General features: G+C 68.9%; 20 protein-coding genes. 12 read left to right on the forward strand and 8 right to left on the reverse strand.

All coding sequences use genetic code 11. From position 1 onward, the window contains the following. Nucleotides 1-1,065 (forward strand): ferrous iron transporter B (locus tag Q7P21_RS05660; protein ID WP_304176153.1); only part of this gene is annotated, 1,065 nt, incomplete at its 5' end. Between the two features lie 83 nt (nucleotides 1,066-1,148). Then, nucleotides 1,149-1,448 carry a hypothetical protein gene (locus tag Q7P21_RS05665; RefSeq protein WP_304165331.1) on the forward strand — a complete coding sequence of 100 codons (300 nt, stop codon included), beginning with the start codon at nucleotides 1,149-1,151 and terminating at the stop codon, nucleotides 1,446-1,448. A gap of 4 nt (nucleotides 1,449-1,452) precedes the next feature. On the opposite strand, the gene Q7P21_RS05670 is transcribed toward Q7P21_RS05665, so the two are convergent. Genes Q7P21_RS05670 through hppD form a run of 6 tightly spaced genes read right to left on the reverse strand, consistent with a single transcriptional unit; the run spans nucleotide 1,453 to nucleotide 6,518 of the window. Beyond that, nucleotides 1,453-1,947: a MarR family winged helix-turn-helix transcriptional regulator gene (locus Q7P21_RS05670; RefSeq protein ID WP_304165333.1), complete on the reverse strand. Its 495-nt coding sequence runs from the start codon at nucleotides 1,945-1,947 to the stop codon at nucleotides 1,453-1,455. Continuing rightward, complete coding sequence (locus Q7P21_RS05675) at nucleotides 1,944-2,951, reverse strand: fumarylacetoacetate hydrolase family protein (protein WP_304165334.1); 1,008 nt, start codon at nucleotides 2,949-2,951, stop codon at nucleotides 1,944-1,946. Before Q7P21_RS05675 ends, Q7P21_RS05670 begins: the two co-directional genes overlap by 4 nt. Before the next feature lie 58 nt (nucleotides 2,952-3,009). After that, a complete protein-coding gene (locus Q7P21_RS05680; protein ID WP_304165335.1) occupies nucleotides 3,010-3,282 on the reverse strand; it encodes a hypothetical protein in 273 nt (90 codons plus the stop codon). Further along, nucleotides 3,283-4,416, reverse strand: coding sequence for a homogentisate 1,2-dioxygenase (locus tag Q7P21_RS05685; RefSeq protein WP_304165337.1), 1,134 nt, complete (start codon nucleotides 4,414-4,416; stop codon nucleotides 3,283-3,285). Next, on the reverse strand, nucleotides 4,416-5,408 hold the full coding sequence (locus Q7P21_RS05690; protein WP_304176155.1) for an isoaspartyl peptidase/L-asparaginase family protein: 993 nt from the start codon (nucleotides 5,406-5,408) through the stop codon (nucleotides 4,416-4,418). Before Q7P21_RS05690 ends, Q7P21_RS05685 begins: the two co-directional genes overlap by 1 nt. Nucleotides 5,409-5,417: 9 nt before the next feature. Further along, on the reverse strand, nucleotides 5,418-6,518 hold the full coding sequence (hppD, locus tag Q7P21_RS05695) for a 4-hydroxyphenylpyruvate dioxygenase (RefSeq protein WP_304176157.1): 1,101 nt from the start codon (nucleotides 6,516-6,518) through the stop codon (nucleotides 5,418-5,420). Between the two features lie 114 nt (nucleotides 6,519-6,632). On the opposite strand from hppD, the gene Q7P21_RS05700 reads away from it, so the two are divergent. From Q7P21_RS05700 to Q7P21_RS05730, 7 genes are all read left to right on the forward strand, one after another. Further along, a complete protein-coding gene (locus tag Q7P21_RS05700; RefSeq protein WP_304165343.1) occupies nucleotides 6,633-7,199 on the forward strand; it encodes a YqaA family protein in 567 nt (188 codons plus the stop codon). A 43-nt stretch (nucleotides 7,200-7,242) separates the two neighbouring features. Then, the gene (locus Q7P21_RS05705; protein ID WP_304165346.1) at nucleotides 7,243-7,761 is read left to right on the forward strand and encodes a disulfide bond formation protein B; all 519 of its coding nucleotides are present in this window, start codon (nucleotides 7,243-7,245) and stop codon (nucleotides 7,759-7,761) included. After that, entirely contained in the window at nucleotides 7,758-8,321 is a 564-nt protein-coding gene (locus Q7P21_RS05710) for a demethoxyubiquinone hydroxylase family protein (protein WP_304176159.1), read from the forward strand. Before Q7P21_RS05705 ends, Q7P21_RS05710 begins: the two co-directional genes overlap by 4 nt. After that, the gene (locus tag Q7P21_RS05715) at nucleotides 8,318-8,965 is read left to right on the forward strand and encodes an N-acetyltransferase (protein ID WP_304176160.1); all 648 of its coding nucleotides are present in this window, start codon (nucleotides 8,318-8,320) and stop codon (nucleotides 8,963-8,965) included. Before Q7P21_RS05710 ends, Q7P21_RS05715 begins: the two co-directional genes overlap by 4 nt. Further along, nucleotides 8,962-10,161, forward strand: coding sequence for an MFS transporter (locus tag Q7P21_RS05720; protein ID WP_304176162.1), 1,200 nt, complete (start codon nucleotides 8,962-8,964; stop codon nucleotides 10,159-10,161). The genes Q7P21_RS05715 and Q7P21_RS05720 overlap by 4 nt, the downstream gene beginning before the upstream one ends. 74 nt (nucleotides 10,162-10,235) lie before the next feature. Further along, nucleotides 10,236-11,183 carry a retroviral-like aspartic protease family protein gene (locus Q7P21_RS05725; RefSeq protein WP_304165351.1) on the forward strand — a complete coding sequence of 316 codons (948 nt, stop codon included), beginning with the start codon at nucleotides 10,236-10,238 and terminating at the stop codon, nucleotides 11,181-11,183. Between the two features lie 314 nt (nucleotides 11,184-11,497). Further along, the gene (locus Q7P21_RS05730) at nucleotides 11,498-11,974 is read left to right on the forward strand and encodes a hypothetical protein (RefSeq protein ID WP_304165353.1); all 477 of its coding nucleotides are present in this window, start codon (nucleotides 11,498-11,500) and stop codon (nucleotides 11,972-11,974) included. Here Q7P21_RS05730 and Q7P21_RS05735 read toward each other — a convergent pair. After that, nucleotides 11,947-12,507 carry an HNH endonuclease gene (locus tag Q7P21_RS05735; protein WP_304165355.1) on the reverse strand — a complete coding sequence of 187 codons (561 nt, stop codon included), beginning with the start codon at nucleotides 12,505-12,507 and terminating at the stop codon, nucleotides 11,947-11,949. The two genes, Q7P21_RS05730 and Q7P21_RS05735, sit on opposite strands and share 28 nt — an antisense overlap. A gap of 867 nt (nucleotides 12,508-13,374) precedes the next feature. Between Q7P21_RS05735 and Q7P21_RS05740 the strand changes: the two genes are divergently transcribed. From Q7P21_RS05740 to Q7P21_RS05750, 3 genes are read left to right on the forward strand one after another with little or no spacing between them, the layout of a single operon-like run. Next, on the forward strand, nucleotides 13,375-14,004 hold the full coding sequence (locus tag Q7P21_RS05740) for a TetR/AcrR family transcriptional regulator (RefSeq protein ID WP_304165357.1): 630 nt from the start codon (nucleotides 13,375-13,377) through the stop codon (nucleotides 14,002-14,004). Nucleotides 14,005-14,013: 9 nt separating this feature from the next. Next, entirely contained in the window at nucleotides 14,014-14,877 is an 864-nt protein-coding gene (gene gluQRS, locus Q7P21_RS05745; protein ID WP_304165358.1) for a tRNA glutamyl-Q(34) synthetase GluQRS, read from the forward strand. Continuing rightward, nucleotides 14,870-15,772: a DMT family transporter gene (locus tag Q7P21_RS05750; protein WP_304176164.1), complete on the forward strand. Its 903-nt coding sequence runs from the start codon at nucleotides 14,870-14,872 to the stop codon at nucleotides 15,770-15,772. Before gluQRS ends, Q7P21_RS05750 begins: the two co-directional genes overlap by 8 nt. Here Q7P21_RS05750 and Q7P21_RS05755 read toward each other — a convergent pair. Continuing rightward, nucleotides 15,769-17,184 carry a protein adenylyltransferase SelO gene (locus Q7P21_RS05755; RefSeq protein WP_304176166.1) on the reverse strand — a complete coding sequence of 472 codons (1,416 nt, stop codon included), beginning with the start codon at nucleotides 17,182-17,184 and terminating at the stop codon, nucleotides 15,769-15,771. The genes Q7P21_RS05750 and Q7P21_RS05755 overlap by 4 nt on opposite strands. Nucleotides 17,185-17,201 lie beyond the last annotated feature (17 nt).

The raw sequence follows: 17,201 nt of genomic DNA on the forward strand, positions 1-17,201 counted from the left end.
GCCCAGGTCATGCCCGACGGCATGCTGCGCAGCCTGATCGTCGACGGGGTGATCGCCGGGGTCGGCAGCGTGCTGGTCTTCCTGCCGCAGATTCTGATCCTGTTCCTGTTCATCATCATGCTGGAGGATTCCGGCTACATGGCGCGCGCCGCCTTCCTGATGGACAAGATCATGGGCGGCGCCGGCCTGCACGGCCGCGCCTTCATCCCGCTTCTGTCCAGCTTCGCCTGCGCCATCCCCGGGATCATGTCGACACGGGTGATCGATTCCAAACGCGACCGCCTGACCACCATATTGGTCGCACCGCTGATGACCTGTTCGGCGCGGATTCCGGTCTACACGCTGATCATCGGGGCCGTGGTGCCGCACAAGACGGTGCTGGGCTTCGCCAGCCTGCAGGGCCTGGTGATGTTCGGGCTCTATGCGGCGGGCATTCTCTCGGCGCTCGCCGCCTCCTTCGTCATGCGGCGCTTCTTCTGGCGGGGCCTGTCCGAGCCCTTCATGATGGAGCTTCCCACCTACAAGGCGCCGGACGCGGCCAATGTGATCCGGCAGCTGATCCAGCGCGGCCAGATCTTCATCAGCCGGGCCGGCCGCATCATCCTGCCGCTGATGGTGGTGGTGTGGTTCCTGTCGACCTTCCCCGGCGCCCCGGCCGGCGCGACCCTGCCGGCCATCGACTACAGCCTGGCCGGCATGATCGGCCATGTGCTGCAGCCCCTGCTCGCCCCCATCGGCTTCAACTGGCAGATGACCATCGCGCTGGTGCCCGGCATGGCGGCCCGTGAGGTGGCGGTGGCGGCGCTGGGCACGGTCTACGCGGTTGGCGGGGCCGACGGCGCCAGCCTGTCCCAGGTCCTGGCCCACCAGTGGTCGCTGGGCTCGGGCCTGGCCTTCCTGGCCTGGTACATCTTCGCGCCCCAATGCGTGGCGACCCTGGGGGTCGTGAAGCGCGAGACCAACAGCTGGAAGTGGCCGACGATCATGTTCCTCTACATGATCGCGCTCGCCTATGTCGCCGCCCTGATCGTCTACCAGACCGCCGCCGCGCTCGGGGCTGGTTAAGACCATCCCCATGCGGATTAAGCTCGACTATTGACCGCCCGTTAAACGTGCGAAACATATCGTTCGCACGGGAGGGTTCGAAGATGGCGCACGCGCGGAATCCCAGAGGCCGCAAGGCGAGCACCGCGACTCAGGCGGGGTTGGCCCAGCGAATTCGAGAGACCCTGCTGCTGTTTGGCGGCGAGGCGCACCGCAAGGAGGTCATCGCCCAGCTGGCGCGGGAACGCGGCCTGGACGTCCGACACATTCCGCCGGACCTGGAGCGCGAGGTGATCGTCAGCTTCGAGAGCGCTTGCCGCGACGAGACCTTGCGCACGGCGCTCGGCTTCCACCTGAAATTCGGCGAAGGTTCGCACCGCTGGGCGGTCCGCGCCCCCGCCTGACCCATCAGCCCGGCGACGGCTCGCCGCTCAGGGCATGGGCGGCGCTTTGCAGCCGTGACAGCAACCGCTTGAGCAGGGCCACCTCGGTCGGCGCCAGGCCGGAGATCAGCGCCGCCTCATAGGCGAGCGCCAAGGGGGCGATCTCGGCATGCAGCCGGGCGCCCTCCTGGCTCAGCGCCAGAAAGTGCGAACGGCCATCGGCGTGGTGGTCGGCGCGCTGCACCAGCCGGCGCTTGGCCAGACCCTGGGCGGCGCGGCTGACCGTCACCTTGTCCATGCCGGTGCGCGCCACCACCGCCCCCTGGGTGAGCCCGCCATCCTCGGCCAGGACACAGATCAGCCGCCACTGCGGGATGGTCAGTCCGAAGCGGTCCTCATAGGCCCGGGCGATCAGGCCCGAGACCGCGTTGGAGGCGACCGAGAGCCTGTAGGGCAGATAGGCGTCCAGCTTCAGATCGCCCGGAACCGGGGCCTCCGGGGGCTGGGACGGCAGGGTCATGGGCTGACGATCTCCTGTTCGATGGCGCCGAACATGGAGTGGCGACGGGCGTCGCGCATTTCAATCCTGACGCGATCTCCAGCCTTCAGGAACGGCGTGGTGGGCGCGCCATGGGCAAGGGTTTCGATGGTGCGCAATTCGGCGAGGCAGGAATAGCCAACACCGCCCTCCGCGACGGGTTTGCCTGGACCGCCATCGGCGCCGCGATTCGACACCGTGCCCGAGCCGATGATCGTACCGGCGCACAGCCGCCGGGTCTTGGCGGCGTGGGCGATCAGGGTTCCGAAGTCGAAGGTCATGTCGACCCCCGCATCGGCCTCGCCCAGCACCTGGCCATTGAGCTCGACCTCCAGCGCGCCGTGCAGCTTGCCGTCCTTCCAGGCGTCGCCGAGCGCGTCGGGCGTCACGGCGACCGGCGAAAAGGCCGAGGCCGGCTTGGACTGGAAGAAGCCGAAGTTCTTGGAAAGCTCGCCCGGGATCAGGTTGCGGAGCGAGACGTCATTGGCCAGCATCACCAGGCGGATCGCCGCCAGGCCTTCCTCGCGGGTCGCGCCCTGGGGCACGTCGCCGACCACCACCGCGATCTCGCCCTCCATGTCGCAACCCCAGGCCTCGTCGGCCAGGGGGATCGGATCGCGCGGGGCCAGGAAGTCGTCGGAGCCGCCCTGGTACATCAGGGGGTCGGTCCAGAAGCTGGCGGGCATGTCGGCGGCGCGCGCCTTCCGCACCAGGGCCACGTGGTTCACATAGGCCGAGCCGTCCGCCCACTGATAGGCCCTGGGCAGGGGGCTCTCGGCGGCATGCTCGTGAAAGCGCACCCGGGGGATGGAGCCATGCTCCAGGCTCTCCGACAGTCCGCGCAGCAGGGGTTCGCAGCGCTCCCAGTCGTCGAGCGCGGCCTGCAGGGTGGGCGCGACGCCCACGGCCTCGACGCACCAGGCCAGATCATTGGAGACGACCACGAGGCGGCCGTCACGGCCCCACTTCAGCGAAGCCAGCTTCATCTTCGTCTCCTCCAAATCGACGCCGTTGATCGGCGCCGTCTATTGTCTGCGCCCCCGATCAGGGGCGGCGAATGAGCCGGGTCAATTTCACGCCCTGCTCATGGGCTTCCGGTTGATAGACCACGACTTCGACGCAGATGTCGCCCCTGGGCTGGCCGGCCCACAGATAGTTGCGCTCGAACTGGGCGGTGCGGCCGGCGGGGGTGAAGCCCTCATAGGTGTCGCCCCAGGGGGTGACCTGGGACAGCTCGCGCCAACCCAGTTCGCAGGCCCGCTCCAGTTCCTCGGAGGCGGCTTCGGCGAGGTCGGCCTTGCGATCGATCTGGGCCATTCAGTCGGCGGTCTTCCAGCTGTCCACGTAAGCGGTGTTCTCCACCATAGACGCCGCGTCGCCGACCTCCAGCGGATCTCGCGTGTCGATCATCACGGCGTATTCATCGGTCGCCGCCTTGGGCTGGACCAGCATGTTCTTGAGCGCCTTGGGATGCGGCCCATGGGTGAAGCCCGAGGGATGGAAGGTCATCATGCCGGCGTCGATGTTGTCGCGGCTGAAGAAGTCTCCGGCGTGGTAGAACAGCACCTCGTCGAAATCGTCATTGTTGTGAAAGAACGGCACCTTGAGCGCGCCGGGATCGGTCTCGAACGGCCGGGGCGCGAAGGTGCAGACCACGAACCGGTCCGACAGGAAGGTGGTGTGGACCGAGGGCGGCAGGTGGTAGCGGGCGCTGGCTACGGGCCGCAGGTCCTTGACGTTCAGCCGCACGGGCGCGAGCTCGCCATGCCAGCCGACCGCGTCGAGCGGGTTGTAGGGATAGGTCGCCACCGAGACCTGGCCGCGCTTCTTGATCTCGACCGGAAACTCCCCCTCCTCCGCCTGGTGGGCCAGGAAGGCCGCGTCCATGGCCGGGGTGTCCAGCATGGCCGGATCGAACTGGGCGTGACCGCCGAGCAGGCCCCGGTCCGGCAGGGTGAAGTGGCTGTTGGTCGCCTGGATCATCAGGACGGCGGTGGGCTCAGTGGGCGTCAGCCGCCACATGGTCCCGCGCGGCAGATAGAGATAGTCGCCGGCCGCATAGGCGATGCGGCCATAGTCGCAGTAGAGGTCGCCCGCGCCCTGATGGACGAACAACAGCTGGTCGCCGTCGGCGTTGCGGGCGAGCGCCGGCATGGGCGCGGCCAGCTTCCAGAACCGCATCTCGGTCGCGCCATTGTGCAGCACCACCGGCGCGTTCCAGGGCGAGGCCGAGGCCTCGTTCAGCCGGGCGAGGTCGAAGGCCCGGGGCCTGAGCGGCCCCTCGAACCTCACCCAGCCCGTGGGCGGGCGTTTGTGGTGCAGGAAGGCGGCGGGACCGAAGAACCCCTCCTTGGAGATCTCGCGCTCATAGGTCCCCGCCGGCATGTCGGCATGGGCCTGGCGCGAATGCAGCCCTTGCGCGCCGCGGACGGGGATCCAGTTGCGGGACATCACACATCGTCCTTGTAGACGCCGACCTCCAGGGGTCGGCCCTCGGCGATCCGGGCGCGATACATGCCCGAGGTGTTGAAGCTCCAGGCCATCTGGCCGTCGGGGGCCACGGCGATCACCCCGCCGTCGCCGCCGAGCGCGGTGAGCCGGTCCTGGACCACCTCATCGACCGCCGCCTGCAGGCTGAGCCCCTTCAGCTCGACCAGGGCGCAGATCGCCTGGGCCACGCCGAGCCGGATGAAATATTCGCCGGCCCCCGTGGCGGAAACCGCGCAGGCCCTGTCCGAGGCATAGGTGCCGGCCCCGATCACCGGGGAATCGCCCACCCGGCCCCAGCGCTTGCCGGTGACGCCGCCGGTCGAGGTGCCGGCCGCCACATGGCCGGCCATGTCCAGGGCGACGACGCCGACCGTGCCATGCTTGCCCTCGTCATGGGCCAGCTCCGCCTTGGGATTGTCGCGCGTGGCCTGGGGCTTGGCCGGGATGGGCAGGCCCTCGGCGGTCAAGAAATTGACCAGGCTGCGCCAGCGACGCTCGGTGAAGAAGGCGCCGGGACCGGCCGCCTCCTGGCCGTCATGGCGGGCGAAGGCCTCGGCGCCCTCGCCGATCAGCATGACGTGGCCGGATCGCTCCATGACCGCGCGGGCGAGGCTGATCGGGTGTCGGGTGCGGGTCACCCCGGCCACGGCGCCGGCGCCCAGGGTCGCCCCATCCATGATCGCGGCGTCCAGCTCGTTGCGGCCCTCGGCGGTGAACACCGCGCCCAGGCCAGCATTGAACAGCGGGTCATCCTCCAGCAGGCGCACCGAGGTCTCGATGGCGTCGAGCGCCGAGCCTCCGGCCTCCAGCACCCCCGCGCCGGCCTGCGCCACCTGGGCCAGGGCCTCGCGATAGGCCTGTTCCTGGGCGGGCTTCAGCCGGGCGCGTTCGATCACCCCGGCGCCGCCATGAACCACGATCGCCCATCGGGGCCGCGAAGCACTGTCCGTCATGGGCCGAGCCTAGCCTTCCTTGGCGGGAAGCACACCCCGGCGGATCTGGTCGAGCTCGATGGACTCGAACAGGGCCTTGAAGTTGCCCTCGCCGAAGCCCTCATTGCCCTTGCGCTGGATCAGCTCGAAGAAGATCGGCCCGATCATGTTCTCGGTGAAGATCTGCAGCAGCAGGCCCTGGCCCTCGGTGGGGGCGCCGTCGACCAGGATGCGGTTGGCGCGCAGCCGTTCCACGTCCTCGCCATGGCCCGGGACCCGGGCGTCGATGCCATCGAAATAGGTGTCGATGGTGTCCTGGAACGTCACGCCGCGCCCGCGCATGGCCTCGACGGCGGCGAAGATGTCCTCGGCCCCCAGGGCCACGTGCTGGATGCCCTCGCCCTTGTAGTCCTTCAGGAACTCCTCGATCTGGGAGTGCTCGTCCTGGCTCTCGTTGAGCGGGATGCGGATCTTGCCGCAGGGACTGGTCATGGCCTTGGAGATCAGGGCGGTCTGCTTGCCCTCGATGTCGAAGTAGCGGATCTCGCGGAAATTGAAGATCTTTTCGTAGAAGTCCGCCCAGGTCGCCATCTGGCCGCGATGGACGTTGTGGGTCAGGTGGTCGAGATAGGTCAGGCCGACGGCGCTCGCCGCCATGGCCTCGTCGGCGCCGGGAATGGCCACGAAGTCGACGTCATAGATCTCCTGGGCGCCGTAGCGGTCGACCAGATAGAGGTTCGAGCCGCCGATCCCCTCGATGGCCGGGATATTCAGCTCCATCGGCCCAACCGGGCCCAGCACGGCCTTGGCGCCGCGCTCGACGGCCAGCTTCAGGGCGGCGGCGGCGTCGCGCACGCGAAACGCCATGGCGTTGGCCGAGGGACCGTGGGCGGCGCGGAACTCGGCGGCCTGGCCCTGGGGCTCCATGTTCAGGATGAAATTGATGTCGCCCTGGCGGAACCGCAGCACGTTCTTGGAGCGGTGCCGGGCGACGGCGGTGAAGCCCATCATCTCGAACAGGGCCTTCAGCCGCTCGGGCTCGGGCGAGGTGAACTCGACGAACTCGAAGCCGTCGGTGCCCAGCGGATTGTCGAACAGATCGCGGGTGGAATTCGGAACCTGGACGTTCATGATTTCGCCTCCGGCGGAAATGGTATCGTTTGAAACTATCTGCCTGAGGCGAGGGCTGGAGACAAGCCCGGCAAGGCCTGATAGCTAATCTGTGATCTTCCTCCCTGGGTCACCATGCTTAGAAAATCCTACGACTGGGTCATGAACCTGGCCGGCTCGCGGCATGCGCCGCGCTATCTCGCGGCCGTGGCCTTCGCCGAAGGCCTGTTCTTCCCGATCCCGCCCGATGTGCTGTTGATGCCCATCGTGCTCGCACGGCGGGACAAGGCTTTCCGCTATGCGGCGCTCTGCACCCTGTTCTCGATCCTGGGCGGCTCGACCGGCTACGCCGTCGGCTATTTCCTGCATGAGTTCGGCACCTGGCTGCTGTCACTCAGCGGACACGCCAACGCCATGGAGGAGTTCACCAAGTGGTACGCCCAGTGGGGCGTGCTGATGATCGCCCTGCCGATCCCCTACAAGATCACGGCCATCGCATCCGGCGTCGCCCATCTGAGCTTCCCGGTGTTCATCGGGGTGTCGATCCTGGTGCGCGGCCTGCGGTTCTCGCTGCTGGCCGGCCTGATCAAGGTCTATGGCCCGCCCATCCAGGGCTTCGTCGAGCGCCGGCTGGCCCTGGTGGCCAGCGGTATCGCTGTGCTGATCGTCCTGGTGGTCGTCGCCATCAAGGTCCTCGGCTAGAGCCTCTTCGCGCCGACCGGAAGCTGGGTCTATAAGTGCGTCCATGATCGGCTTAATCCGCGCAATCTGCGACCGTTGGCTCTCCTGGGCGCTGTTTTCCGCCGCCCTGATGCTGGCCGTCGCCCACGCTTTCGAGACCTTCGGCGGCTATGCGCCCTGCACCCTGTGTCTGCGACAGCGGGAGGTCTATTGGGTCGCCGGAACCGTGGCCCTGGCCGGGATCGTCCTGACCCGCCTGCCGTCGGTGCGCCGCTGGCGCTGGGCCTTCAACGCGGCCCTGGCGGTGATCTTCGCCTATGGGCTCTATCTGGCGATCTACCACTCCGGCGCGGAGTGGAAGTGGTGGCCGGGCCCGACCCAGTGTTCCGGCGGCGGGGCCAAGGTCGATCTCAATTCCCTGACCGCACTCGCCAACGGCACGGCCAAGATCAAGCCGCCAGCCTGCGACCAGGCCGCCTGGCGGTGGCTCGGCCTGTCCATGGCCGGCTGGAACGCCCTGATCAGCCTGAAGCTCATCGCCTGGAGCGTGCTGGCCGTGCTGAACGATCGACGCCGCGCATGAGCGAGAAACCCATCCCGCCCCGCCCGGGGCTCGGCGCGCCCGGGGCGCGGCTGGCGGAGATCCTGCGGGTCGACCATGCCGGGGAGTTGGGGGCCGTCCACATTTATCGCGGCCAGCGGGCGGTGCTGGGCGCCGGTCGCGGCCATGAGCGCACCGCCGCCCAGCTGGCAGAGATGGAGGGCCATGAGGCCGTCCACCTGGCGCGCTTCGACCGGCTCCTGACCGAGCACGGGGTGCGGCCCACGGCCATGACGCCGTTCTGGCGGCTCGCCGGCTTCGCGCTCGGGGCCGGCACGGCGCTGATGGGCGACAAGGCGGCGCACGCCTGCACCGAGGCGGTGGAGAACGTGATCGAGCAGCACTATGCCGGCCAGATCGCCGAACTGGCCGACCGGGAACCGGCCCTGGCCGCCGAGCTCTCCAAGTTCCGCGACGAGGAGCTGGCCCACCGCGACACGGCGGTAGAGGAAGGCGCCCGCGAGGCGCCCGGCTACGCCCTGCTCTCGGCGGTGATCCAGGCCGGCTGCCGCGCGGCCATCAAGATCAGCGAGAAGCTATGACGCCTGAGGCCATCGAGGCCCTGCGCCGGGGCGCCGAGGCCCCGGCTCTGGCGACCCATGCCGATCTCGAGGGCCTGGCCGAGGACCTGTCGGCGGCCTTCGCCACGGACCCCCAGTTCAACTGGTTCATGCGCGACGACGCCCAGCGGCCCGCCGCCCGGCTGAAGCTGTTCCGCCTGTTGATGGGGGCCATAGCGCTGAACGACGGCCAGGTGTTCCGTCCTGCGACGGGCGGCGCGGCCGCAGTCTGGATTCCGTCCGAGACCCTGGGCCCCAGCCCCCTGATGACCGAGTTGCGTGCCCTCCCCACCATACTGGCGGCCACGGGCCTGGGCCGCTTCTCGCGGATGACCGCCATGCGCGCGGCCATGGACCATCATCACCCGATGGATCGCCCGCACGTCTATCTGTGGTTCCTGGGCGTGCGTCCCGAGGCCCAGGGCATGGGGGTCGGCTCGCGGCTGCTGGCCGATGGCCTGGCCCGGATCGACGCCGTAGGCCTGCCGTCCTATCTGGAGAGCACCAACGCCGCCAATGTGCCGCTCTACCGGCGCTATGGCTACGAGGTGACCCAGGAATATCGGCCCCGGGCTGACGCCCCGCCGATCTGGGCCATGTGGCGGGATGCGCGGCGCGGGGGATGACCCGCACCGCCCGGATCCTCATCGCCGCGCGCGGCCTGCGCGCCTTTGCCGACGGCTTCGTGGCCCTGCTGCTCCCGGTCTATCTGACCGCCCTGGGTTTCACGCCCTTTCAGGTGGGGGCGCTGACCACCGCCACCCTGCTGGGTTCCGCCGCCCTGACCCTCGGGATCGGCCTGGTCGCCCACCGTATCGCCCCGCGCCGGCTGTTGTTCGCCGCCTGCGGCCTGATGCTGGCCACCGGCCTGGCCTTCGCCCAGGTGCGCGCCTTCTGGCCGCTGATGATCGTAGGCTTCATCGGCACGCTCAATCCCTCCGGCGGCGACGTCAGCCCCTTCCTGCCCTTGGAACAGTCGCTGCTGGCCCATGCCGGGCCTGACGACCAGCGCACCCGCCTCTTCGCCCGCTACAGCCTGACCGGCTCCCTGCTGGGCGCCGCCGGCGCACTCGGTCTGGGGTTGGCGGCCAAGCTGGCCGGCGTGATCGGCGCAACCCAGCTGGACGTCGCCTGGGCCCTGTTCATGCTCTACGGCCTGATCGGGGTCACGGTGTTCTTCCTCTATCGCCAGCTCCCCTCCGTCCCGCCCAGCGACGAGCCCGTGCGCCAGCCGCTCGGCCCATCACGCAACCGGGTGCTGATGCTGGCGGGCCTGTTCAGCCTCGACAGCTTCGGGGGCGGCTTCCTGGTCCAGTCCCTGCTGGCCCTGTGGTTGTTCCGCACCTGGGGCCTGTCCCTTGGCGCGGCCTCGGCCTTCTTCTTCTGGTCGGGCGTGCTGACCGCCTTCTCGCAACTCGCCTCCGGCCGGCTGGCCCAGAGGATCGGGCTGATCAACACCATGGTCTTCACCCACATCCCGGCTCAGCTGTGCCTGATCGCCGTGGCCTTCGCCCCCAGCTTGCCCGTCGCCATCGCCCTGCTGCTGGTTCGCGCCAGCCTGTCGGCCATGGATGTGCCGGCCCGCACCTCCTACGTCATGGCCATCGTCACCCCGCCGGAGCGGGCGGCGGCGGCCAGCGTGACCAATGTGCCGCGCAGCCTGGCCTCGGCGCTGAGCCCCTCCCTGGCCGGCGCGCTCCTGACGCTCAGCCCCTTCGCCTGGCCCCTGGTGATCGGCGGCGGGCTGAAGATCACCTATGATCTGCTGCTGCTGGTCATGTTCCGGACGGTGAAGCCGCCGGAGGAACAGCGCACATCCTGACGGCATTACATGGCGGTCATTTGCCGGGCTGAGATATCGGCGTTAGCGTGGCGGTCCATAAGGGGCCCTCCGACATGACGCCCGATCGTCGCCAACTCACCGGCCTTCTGGCCGCCGCAGGGCTCGCCGCCGCCGCGCCCTTCAGTCTCGCCCGCGCTCAGGTCGTGACCAGCGATCCCGCCCAGCCGGAAGTGGAAGGCCACGACCCCAGCAAGGTGGCCACCAGCCGCGACTCCTCGCTGCGGATGGTGGCCCCCGTGACGATCAATGGTCAGGGGCCGTTCCTGTTCCTGGTCGACACCGGCTCCAACCGCTCCTGCATCAGCCGCAAGCTGGCCGAGAAGCTGAACCTTCCCGCCGGCCCTCCGGTCTCGGTGCACACGGTGGTCAAGGCCCAGATGCGGCCGACCGTGATCATCGACCGCCTGCAGCTGGGCAGCCGCTCGCAGCGGCGGGTGAAGATCCCCGCCCTGGACCTGGTGGGCGGCGACGACGCCGACGGGGTGCTGGGCGTCGACTGGCTGAAGGGCCAGCGCCTGGTGTTGAACTTCAAGGGCCATGAGCTCGAGATCATGGCCCCGGTCACCGAGACCAGCCATGGCAGCCAGATCGTGGTGCCGGCGCGGCGGCGCTCGGGCCAGCTCACCCTGATCGACGCCGATGTCGGGGGGGCGCGGATCAGCGCCATGATCGATTCCGGATCGGAGCTGTCGCTGGGCAACAACGCCCTGCGCAAGCTGGTCACCACGTCAGGCAGCGTCCACGCCGACCGGTTCCAGCGGGTCTATATCACCACGGTGATCGGCGAGACCTTCCCCGGCGACTTGCTCTATGTGCCGTTCATGCGGCTGGGCGGCTTGAACATCGGCAACGTCCCTGTGGTCTTCGCCGAGACCCACGTGTTCCAGCTGTGGGACCTGCAGAAGACTCCGGCCATCATCCTGGGCATGGACCTCCTGACCCAGTTCAACGCCGTGGCCCTGGATTTCGGCCGCTCAACCGTAAGGTTCGACATCGCCTGATCGGCGCTCGCCTCACGCGCGAACTTTTTCTGGTACGGTACACCCATTATGGGTCGGATTCAGGCCTTCTTAATCACCTCGGCCGCAAATGGTCCCAGCACGCGGTCGCGACAATAGGTCGCTGCGGCGGGCCAAATCACAGTCAGAACGAGAGCAAGCAGCTCTGGGGCGACCACCCGGATTTCGCGCGCGGAAGCGCGTGGCATGGCGTGGAGCTTCGTCGAAAAAGTCGACGACGCAGCCCAGCAGCAGCTGCCTGATCCAGTGTCGTGACGAGGTCCGTGCGAGGCGCGGGCCGGCCGGAGAAACGTGTCATGAGCACCGCCTGGGAGCTGTTGCTGCAGCATCGCGCGGAACTGATCGATCAGCTGCAGGTCGCTCGCAAGCGGGCGGAAGCGCCCTATATCGCTGAACTCGAAAGCACCAACCGCGCGCTTGAAGCCCTGCGCGGCGTCCCGCGTCGTGGCCGGCGGCCCGCCGAGAACGAGGCTGTGGCCGAACCTTCCAGCTTCTCGCCCAAGCCCCCCGCCGCGCGGGGACGCCAGAAGCGCAGCCTGAAGGAGATGGTGCAGATCGCCCTGAAGAGCCAGTCCGGCCCGGTGGACATCGCCACCCTGATGCAGGCCCTGGAACAGCGCTGGAATCGCACCTTCCAGCAGAGCCGGGTGGAGCTGGAGCTCCTGCGGATCCAGCAGGAACGCGCCGTCAAGACCGACACCGAAGACGCCTGGCGCGAACCGTCGGCCCCGCCGCCGGCCCGAGCTCACGCCTCCAGCTCGATGTCCCAGTAGAGATAGTCCAGCCAGCTCTGGTGCAGGTGGTGCGGCGGGAAGCGGCGGCCGCGTTCCTGGAGTTCGAAGGCCGAGGGCCGGCGCGGGCGGTGGAAGGGATGCATCCCCGCCTCATGCGGCGTCCGCCCCCCCTTGGTCAGGTTGCAGCGGGCGCAGGCGGTGACGATGTTCTCCCACGTCGTCCGCCCGCCGCGTGAGCGGGGCACCACATGGTCGAAGGTCAGGTCCTCGGCGGCGTGGCAATACTGGCAGGTGAAGGCGTCACGCAGGAACAGGTTGAACCGCGTGAAGGCCGGCGGCCGATCCTGGGGCACATATTGCTTGAGCGCGACGACGCTGGGCAGCTGCATCTCGAAGGACGGAGAGCGGACCGTCTGATCATAGGTGGAGACCACGTCCACCCGATCCAGGAACACCGCCTTGATCACATCCTGCCAGGGCCACAGGGACAGGGGATAATAGCTGAGCGGCCGGAAATCGGCGTTCAGCACGAGGGCGGGCCAGCCCGATGGCGGGTGGTTAAGCACCTGCATCGCCGGACCTCCCGGAGCGCTTCAGCGCGAGACTGTGGGACGCGTGGAGACTGAAGACGGGACCTCATTCGCGAACGCGCTATCGGCGGACCGGACGAGGGCTGGGGTCTTGGACCCCAACCTCTGCGAGGCGATTCCCGACGCAGAGGAAATATAGGAGCGATTCTGGGACATTCCCATGACGACCTTGCGGATCGTCGCCGGGATGCCTGGGGCCGATGGTCTCGCCCGCCCGCTCAGTGGGGGAGTCAGGGGGCGGGCGAGACGGCGGCGCCCGGGTAGATGGCCGGCATTCTTAGACGCCGGCGACGGCGGTGGCGCCGGCGAGAACCAGGCTGAGCGCGACGAAGGCCACGGAAATGGCGGAGTCGAACAGGCGGGCGAAGCGGGGGAGGCTGCGAACGGACATGATGGCATTCCTTTTTTCTTGTCTGGCCGGCGGCGGGAAGCCGATCGGCTTGTCCATCTGGACAACGCTAAGATAGGCGATATCTGAGCAATGTACAGATACATTTTACATCGTATACTATGCGAAAATGAATAGGGTCGGTGGCGGGGCAGTGCGCAACAAAAAGGGGGCCCGAAGGCCCCCTTGCGATCGTCGGACCGATGCGCGGCTTTAGATCACCACACCCGCGACCGCGCCCGCGGCGACGGCGCCGAGGAACAGAAGGAAGACGGGGGCGATCCGGTCGAAGAGCCGTTCGAAGTTGGAGAGGGACGCGAGAGACATGACACACACCTTTTCAGTTGGAACCTCCGGGGGAGCGGAGGCGTTTTTCATTTGAACGATGCTTAGATACCACCGATCTGAGCGGCGTCAAGATGATCTTTACGGCGCCCAGATATAGATTTACGGTGCCCCCGATGAGAGAAGCTGCAGCCCCCGAGTCCCGGCCCTATCACCACGGCGATCTTCGCCGCGCGCTGATCGACGCCGCCCGACGCCTTCTGGAGCAGGAAGGGCCCACCGCCCTGTCCCTGCGCGCCGTGGCCCGCGAGGCCGGCGTCAGTCCCGCCGCGCCTTACCACCACTTCAAGGACAAGGGCGAGTTGCTGGACGCCGTGGCCCATGAGGGCTGGGAGATGCTGAACCAGGCCCTGACCGCAGCCCGCGCCAAGGCGGTCAGCCTGCACGAGAAGATGGCCGGGCTGGGCGTCGCCTATGTGCTGTTCGCCCGCGACAATCCCAGCCTCTATCGCGTGATGTATGACGGGTCGCGCGACAAGGAAGACCTGCCCACCCAGATGCGCATGAAGGACGACAGCGCCTATTGCCAGGTGCGCGACACCCTGGTCGAGGCCGGCGCCGACCCGACCGACGAGATCGCGCTCGAGCTGGCCACCACCGCCGCCTGGTGCGCGGCCCATGGACTGGCCGAGATGGCGTCCTTCAAGTCCTTCGACCACCTGAAAGAGGCGGTCGGCGGCGAGGAGGCCTTCTTCCACGGGGTCTTCGAGCACATGCAGGTGTTCGCCAAGGACAAGGCGGACTAAACCTGCGGCGTGCCGGACGCCGCCCACCCCTTCGTCACCCGCTTCGCGCCCTCGCCCACCGGCCGGCTGCATCGGGGACACGCCTATTCCGCCCTGACCGCCTGGACCGCCGCCCGCCAGGCGCATGGCCGCTTTCTCCTGCGCATCGAGGACATCGACGCCACCCGCTGCCGCCCGCCTTTCGAGGCGGCGATTCATCAGGACCTGGCCTGGCTGGGCCTCGACTGGGAAACCCCGGTGCTGCGGCAGTCCGAGCACATCGCCGACTATGAGGCGGCCATCGCCCGCCTGCAGGCCCGCGACCTGGTCTATCGCTGCTTCCGCACCCGCCGCGAGATCGCCGAGGAGAGCGCGCGGGCGCCCCATGGCCCCATGGAGGCCTGGCGCGGCGCGGCCCTGCCCGCCGACCAAGAGGCGCGACGGCTGGCGGCGGGAGAGCCCTTCGCCTGGCGGCTGTCCCTCGACGCCGCCGCCCAGGCCCTGGGCGGGTTCGAGGCCCTGACATTCCTGGAGGAAGGCGCCGGTCCGGGCGGCGAGACCGGGACCATCGCCGCCAGGCCCGAGCTGGGCGGCGACGTGGTGCTGGCCCGCAAGGACGTCGGCGTCGCCTATCACCTGGCGGTGGTGGTCGACGACGCCCGCCAGGGGGTGACCCATGTCATTCGCGGCTGCGACCTGTTCGAGGCCGCCCATGTCCAGCGTCTGCTGCAGGCCTTGCTCGACCTGCCCTGCCCGGTCTATCGCCACCACCAGCTGCGCGTCGGGCCGGACGGCAAGCGCTACGCCAAGCGCGACCGGGCCGAGACCCTCGCCGAGCTGCGCGACCGGGGCATGTCCGCCCAGACGCTTCGACGGGAGCTGGGCTTTGACTGACGCCACGGGCCACGACACCGACCGCACTCGCGCGCTGATCGTGCTGCTGACCGGGGCCAGCGTCATTGGCGTCGGCCCGATCTTCGTGCGCCTGGCCGAGGTCGGGCCAGCCGCAGCTGGCATGTGGCGGCTGGTCTTCTCCCTGCCCCTGCTCTTCATCCTGGCGCGCCGCAATGGCGGGACCGGCGCCCCGACCCGCGCCACCGTGCTGGCCGGCATAGCCTTCGCCTTCGACCTGGGCTTCTGGCACTACGGCATCGCCTACACCTCGGTGGCCAAGGCGACCGTGCTGTCCAACCTGACCCCGGTGGTGGTCACCGCCGTCGCCTGGATCTTCCTGAAGCAGCGGCCCCGCCGGATGTTCCTGGTCGCCGTGGGCCTGGCCGTGGCCGGCGCCTGGATCATGGCCGCCGCCCGCCACGGCGGCGCGCTCGGCAAGGCGCCGGCCCTGGGCGACGCCTTCTCGGTGGCGACAGCCTTCTGGTACGCCATGTACTTCCTGGCCGTCTCCAGCGCCCGCCAGAGCCAGGCCGCCACCCGGATCATGTTCTGGTCGTCACTGACCGGCGCGCCGCTGATGCTGCTGGCGGCGCTCGGCCTGGGCGAGCGCCTGCTGCCGATCACCTCGACGGGCTGGGCCGCCTGCATCGGGCTGGGGATCATGCATGTGGCCGGGCAAGGCTCGATCGCCTGGGCCCTGGGGCGCCTCCCCGCCGCCACAGCCTCGGTGGTGGTGTTGATCCAGCCGGTGGTCGCCGCCCTGCTGGGCTGGTGGATATTCGGCGAACTGTTCGGCCACCTGCAGATGCTGGGCGCCGGCATCGCCTTGTCCGGCGTGGTCCTGGCCCAATGGGCGTCGCGCGCCAGGCCCGTGGCGCCGGCCGAAGCCGTCTAGTCCAGGGCGTAGGCGGTCCGCGCCGTCTCGATCGCCGCCAGCTTGGCGTGGAAAGGGCCCCAGTCGTCGTTCGCGGCGATGGCGTCCCAGATCGCCTCGATCTCGTCGATCAGCAGCTCCTGCGGTTCCGGACTCTGGAAATAGGGGTTGTCCAGCCGCTCGGGGCGGTCGGGGTCCGTACGCCCGACCAGCAGGCGGAAATTGGCGAAGGCGGCGCCGGCATAGATGTCGGCGCGGGGGCCGGCCATGGCCCTGCCCTCGTCACCACAGAACCAGTCGTAGAAGAACGGCTCCCAGCGCAGGCGCGGGCCGCCGTCCGACAGCGCCTGGAAGGCGGCGTTGACCAGGCCGGTGTCGTGATCGAGCCCCTTGGACTTCAGCCCCAGCCGACGCATCAGGGCGGCGCGCAGCTCGCCGCGATAGACCTCGGGGAAGCTGTTCAGGGCCTCCACCAGCGGCTCGGTCTCGGTCGTCGCCGACAGGGCGCCGCCGAGGGTCTGGAGGTTCCAATAGACCGCCTCCGGCTGGCGGCCGAAGCTGTAGAGGCCGTTCTGGTCGAAATAGGCGGCCACGAAATTCGGATCATTGCGCGGCAGGAACCGGTAGGGGCCGTAGTCGAAGCTCTCCCCGGTGATGTTCATATTGTCGGTGTTGAGCACCCCGTGGACGAAGCCCGCCGCCATCCAGCGGGCCGCCAGCCGGGCCGAGCGCGCCGTCACCGCGCGCAGCAGGGCCGCCGCCGAGTCCGGGGCGGAAGCCAGCTCGGGGTAGTAGGTCTCGATCACATAATCGACCAGCTTGGCGACGTTGTCCGGCCGCTCCAGGAAGGCCTGGCGCTGGAAGGTGCCGAACCGGATATGGCTGTGCGACAGCCGCACCAGCACGGCCGAACGCGTGGGGCTGGGTTCGTCGGAGCGGTCCAGGTCCTCGCCGGTCTCGATCAGCGAGAACGACCGGGAGGTCGGCACGCCCAGCGCCTCCAGCATGGCGGTGGCCAGCACCTCGCGCATGCCGCCCTTCAGCGTCAGCCGTCCGTCGGCGGTCCGCGACCAGGGGGTCTTGCCGGAACCCTTGGTCCCGAAATCCAACAGCCGATCGCTCCCGGCCTCGCGCTGCTGGGCGAAGGTGAAGCCCCGGCCATCGCCGAGATCGGGGTTATAGGTGCGGAACTGGTGGCCGTGATAGCGCTGGGCCAGCGGCACCGGCAGGTTGTCCGGCAGCGGCTGGAAGCGGCCGAAGTGAGCGATCCACTCCGCGTCGGTCAGGCCGTCCAGCCCCACCGTGGCCGCCGCGCGGTCATTGCGGAACCGCAGGATCGTCTGCGGAAAGTCCGCCGCCACGACGGGGTCGGCGAAGTCGGCGCCCAGCTTTTGCAGACGCGGATCGGGGCGGTAGGCGGGCGAGACGGGCATGGGCTCCACATGGCCCG

The sequence above is a fragment of the Phenylobacterium aquaticum genome, assembly GCF_947378715.1.
GTDB lineage: Bacteria > Pseudomonadota > Alphaproteobacteria > Caulobacterales > Caulobacteraceae > Phenylobacterium > Phenylobacterium aquaticum_A.